3 protein-coding genes are annotated in these 4,084 nt (G+C 60.2%); 1 reads left to right on the top strand and 2 read right to left on the bottom strand.

Annotated elements, in window-relative coordinates; translation table 11 throughout:
- Positions 1 to 424 precede the first annotated feature (424 nt).
- A complete protein-coding gene (locus tag ABX749_RS24555; RefSeq protein ID WP_372898314.1) occupies positions 425 to 3,148 on the top strand; it encodes an MMPL family transporter in 2,724 nt (907 codons plus the stop codon).
- 53 nt (positions 3,149 to 3,201) lie between these two features.
- On the opposite strand, the gene ABX749_RS24550 is transcribed toward ABX749_RS24555, so the two are convergent.
- Positions 3,202 to 3,558, bottom strand: coding sequence for a hypothetical protein (locus ABX749_RS24550; protein WP_372898313.1), 357 nt, complete (start codon positions 3,556 to 3,558; stop codon positions 3,202 to 3,204).
- Positions 3,555 to 4,082, bottom strand: a complete 528-nt coding sequence (locus tag ABX749_RS24545; protein WP_372898312.1) for a thioredoxin family protein — start codon at positions 4,080 to 4,082, stop codon at positions 3,555 to 3,557. The genes ABX749_RS24550 and ABX749_RS24545 overlap by 4 nt, the downstream gene beginning before the upstream one ends.
- Positions 4,083 to 4,084 lie beyond the last annotated feature (2 nt).

The following is a 4,084-nucleotide window of genomic DNA, read 5'->3' as shown; positions in this document are numbered from 1 at the left end:
ATACCCACGGATGGCAGCGCGAACCCACGGATGACAGGGGGCAAACTATCCGCGGGTTCGCGCTGCCATCAGTGGGCTCAGTCAGTGGGCTCAGTGTGCGGAAACGGGGACACGCGTTGGCCAACGGCCATCGACAACATCGGCTTGGTCTTGGGGTAGGGCGTCGTAAGAATCGAGCGGCAAAAAAGGATGGGTGCAGGCACACCACCCAAGCGCCGGCCATCCCCCTGAATACAGGCCCCCGCATCACAAGTTGCCCCCATTGGTGTACGCTTGTCGGACGACGTTTTGCCGCGGTGTTTAAAATGCCCGGCTGTTGACATCCCCACGATGTTCACCGCACGACGCCCACCGCCCACAATCCACGATGCTCGCTGATTTAACCAAACGACTTGCGAGATTCGTCACCCACCGATGGCGGCCCGTGCTGGTCTTTTGGGTCGTCGCGACGGTCATTCTGTTTGCGATCGCGCCGAAATGGAAAGACGTCGCCTATGACGGTGATTTCGAGTACCTACCCGACCGCATGACCACGGTCGCCGCCGCGCGGGTGCTCGACGAAGCCTTTCCCGGCGATCGGGCGCGGAGCCAAATTGTGATCGTGCTCGGTCGCAAGGAAACGTCGCTCGATAAAGACGATTTGATGGTCGGTGACGATTTGCTCCGCCGCTTGCATCACCGCTTCGGCGAAGTGTGTTGGCAACGCGCGATCGGTCTCGGCTATTCCGGTGGCCCGATCGACCAGGCCCCCGAACTTGCCAAACCCTGGCTCCAACGCGCCCTCGAATCGCTCGACCACAGCATCGCCGTCGACCAGCGATTCTACGAACGGTTCGCTGACTCGGTCCCGGATCTGGCCCCCACCCTGACCGAACCGCGGATGGCGATCGCGTATTTTGATCGGGCAAAACTACTCGAACAGATCGGTAGCCAAGAGCGGCAAGCCCAAGACGATTATCGCGATGCCCTGCTGCTGGTCCCCGACATCGAGACGCTTGCCGAGCCGATCACCGCGCGTGATCTGACGGCCTGGACCTCGATGCTGGACCTGCTTTCCTGGGACGATGCCGTCCTGGGGTCGCTGTTGACTAAACCGTCGGCGCGATTGGCCGTGATGCAACTGAGCAGCGAGTTGGCCGCGACCGGAAACATCGACACCGTCGAATCGGTCGGCAAAATCCTTGACCGGGTTCGCCGCTACAGCTTGGCCCGGATCCCGCAACCGGAAGACGCCGCAGAGCGTTTGCAGTTGGAAATGACCGGCTCGGCGGCGATCGGCGGCGAAACCTTGATCGCCGCCCGCGATGCGATTCGTTACACCGAATCGATCACCGTGATCATGATCCTGTTGATTTTGATTCTGGTCTATCGGGCACCGTTGCTGGTCGCCGTCCCGATGATCTCGATCGGTGTCGCGGTGATCGTTTCGACTTCGATGGTGGCCACGCTGACGGATTGGTCGATCCGCGGCGTACTGCCCTGGCTGGACATGCGTGTGTTCACGACCAGTCGCATTTTCATCGTGGTGATTTTGTTTGGCGCCGGAACGGATTACTGTCTGTTTCTGATCTCGCGACTGCGCGAAGAAGCCGCGTTGGCTCCGTGGCCCGTGGCGTGCCGCAATGCATTGACCGGGGTCACGTCGGCGTTGCTGGGCAGCGCGCTGACGACCGTCTTCGGACTCGGCACACTCTGGTTCGCTGAGTTTGGCAAGTACCATTACACCGGCCCGATCATCGCAATCTGTTTGCTGGTCGGCCTAATCGTTTGCTTGACGCTTGCACCGGCGCTGCTGCGGGCGCTCGGCCCGAACGTGTTCTGGCCCAACGTCGTGACTCCCGAAACGGAAACCACGCGCTCGCTGCTCTCGGTTCCGGTCGGCCCCGATGGGAAATCGACGCGGCGTTCGAGTGGTTTGTGGGAATGGATCGCGATCACCCTGACCCGCCGGCCGATGACCGCCTTTCTGTTGGGCATCGTTTTCCTGGCCGCCCCGGGTTGGTACGGATGGGTCAACGAAGATTCAGTGACGTACAACTTGAGCAGCCAGTTGGACACCGACGCGCCGAGTCGACGCGGCTATCGCTTGCTGTCGGACCACTTCAAAATCGGCGAGATCAATCCGGTGACGGTCTTGATGGTTCGCCCCGAAGACGAACCACGAGAGACTCTGAAAAAGCAACTCAAAAGTCTGTCCAACCTGCTCTACGCACAGCCGGGCGTCGTCGCCGTGCGGACGCCGAACGATCCCCTGGGCGACTTCCCCCCGGACCGAGAGATGGGACTGCTGAGCGCCGACGCGTGGCGCAGACGGGCGCTGCAACAGCACCGTGTCGCACAGAATTATTTCTTTTCCAACAACACCCAATACCAAGACCGCTTGGCACGCCTGGATTTGATCATCGAAGGCGATCCGTTTGCGCTTCCGACGCAGCAGTTGGTCTCACAAATCGGTGACACCCTGAATCAACTCGCCAGCGACCCGGATTCCGACTGGACCGGATCGAAGGTTTATTTGACCGGCACGACACCTTCGATCATCGATCTGCGAAGCGTCACGATCGCCGACAACCAACGGATCAAAATCGCGGTCGTGCTTGCCGTCTTCCTGATTCTCGTCGCCGTCATCCGCCGGCTCGGGCTGTGCCTGTACCTGATCTTTACCGTCCTGCTCAGCTACTACGCCACGCTCGGATTGACCGTGCTGTTTTTCCGTGGCATCTACGCCGATCAGTATGTCGGCCTGGACTGGAAACTTCCGCTGTTCCTGTTTGTGATCCTGGTCGCGGTCGGCCAGGATTACAACGTCTACCTGGTCACACGGATCGTCGAAGAACAACGCAAGAGCGGCTGGTTGTCTGCGCTCCGCCACGCGGTATCCAAAACCGGCGGAATCATCACCGCGTGTGGAATGGTGATGGCGGCAACCTTCTTCAGCATGACCGCCTCCGCCTGGTTACCCGGCTTGCTGCACCTGCTGGGGATCGAATCCGATGCGTCGATCGGACTCCGCGGGATCATCGAACTCGGCTTTGCACTCGGTCTGGGCGTCCTGATCGATACGTTCTATGTCCGCACGATTCTGGTCCCCAGTTTTGTCGCCCTGATGGGACGCTGGAAACCCAAGCAGAAAAACGGCGCGAAGTGATGGAACGGGCCAGGTGGCAGAACGATGGAAAGGCGGAATGATGCTGCCCCGTCTCAATCTGCCATCCCGCTTCCCCGATCGTCATCCGCTGTTCCACGCCGCAGCAATCCACACAAGAAGTCCCAGACCAACCATTCGGCCACGAGCATGGCCAACGGCAGCGCAAAGAGCCCGAACTGCATCACCCCTTTGCGATCCGCCCACGACGGGTCGGAGTCGACCAATGCGCCGAACAGGACCAGGGTGGCGGTGCCGTTGACGAGCAGCAACAACGTGGTAAAGAACGCGAAGCACAAAGCGCCGCCCAATCCCCCCAACACTGCCCAAACACCGCCGCGTGGTCGCGAGGTCGATCGGAACCGGGTGTGTCGACGATCCGCTTGAGCGACTTGCCGGAGAGGTTTCTTCACCGCGTTCGCCGTTGCCGCTCGATCCGAATGCGACAACCGATCGGAATCGTCTCGGTGACCTGCACCTCTCGACCGGCCAGGGTGGCTTCGATGGCATCGATGAGGTAGGTCTTCGTCACCTCATCACCGGCGGGGCTATCATCCATTGCACCCATGTAGACGACCTTGCGATCCTCATCCAACACATAGAACTCCGGCGTGTACTTTGCGCCGTACTCTTTGGCAATCTGTTGTGACTCGTCCCACAGGTACGCAAACTTGAATCCCTTCTCCTTGGCCCGCTGTTTCATCGCCGGCATCCGATCTTCTTCGACCTTGTTGACGTTGATCGCGACCACGGCGACTGACTTGTCTGCAAATCGATCGACCAACGCATTCAAGCGGTCTTCGGCATCGACCGCATAGGGACAGGAATTGCACGTGAACGCGACCACGACGACCTTCGTCTGTTCAAGCGTCTGCAATGAATGCACACGGTCGTCGGTCCCCGGCAACTCGCTCCACGCCGGAGCGGTCTCGCCGATGT

This window comes from Stieleria sp. (assembly GCF_041595215.1).
In the GTDB taxonomy this organism is placed as follows: domain Bacteria; phylum Planctomycetota; class Planctomycetia; order Pirellulales; family Pirellulaceae; genus Stieleria; species Stieleria magnilauensis.
The sequence above is the reverse complement of the archived record's forward strand: the minus strand, read 5'-3'. Positions and strand labels throughout refer to the sequence as shown.